Genomic DNA, 559 nt, shown 5'->3' with positions numbered 1-559 from the left:
CCGGTGGCGATGGCGCCGGCCAGGTAACCGGCCAGCGGGCCGACACCGAGGCCGAAGCCCACCGCGATCGGGGCGAGGACCGCCAGCAGGCCGGGGGTGGCCAGCTCGCGCAGCGAGTCCTTGGTGCAGATGTCCACGACCCGGCCGTACTCCGGCTTGGTGGTGCCGTCCATGATCCCGGGGTTCTCCCGGAACTGGCGCCGGACCTCGAACACGATCGCGCCCGCCGCCCTGGTCACCGCGTTGACCGCGAGACCGGAGAACATGAACACGACCGCGGCACCGATGATCAGACCGACCAGCAGGTTGGGCTGGACGATGTTGTAGCCGAAGGCCAGGCCCAGCTCCTGCGTGACGCCACCGAGCGCCTTGGTGATCGCGTCGGTGTAGGAGCCGAAGAGCGCGGTCGCCGCGAGCACGGCGGTCGCGATCGCGATGCCCTTGGTGATCGCCTTGGTGGTGTTGCCCACCGCGTCGAGCTCGGTGAGGATCTTCGCGCCCTCGCCCTCGACGTCGCCGGACATCTCCGCGATGCCCTGCGCGTTGTCGCTGACCGGGC

The 559-nt window shown here is 70.5% G+C and carries 1 protein-coding gene; it reads right to left on the bottom strand.

The window, feature by feature from the left end:
- Positions 1–559: sodium/proton-translocating pyrophosphatase (locus CCN37_RS35390; RefSeq protein WP_210408351.1), on the bottom strand; the 559-nt coding region annotated here is incomplete at both ends.

Source organism: Allokutzneria sp. NRRL B-24872, assembly GCF_002155965.1.
Classification (GTDB): domain Bacteria; phylum Actinomycetota; class Actinomycetes; order Mycobacteriales; family Pseudonocardiaceae; genus Allokutzneria.
The sequence above is the reverse complement of the archived record's forward strand: the minus strand, read 5'-3'. Positions and strand labels throughout refer to the sequence as shown.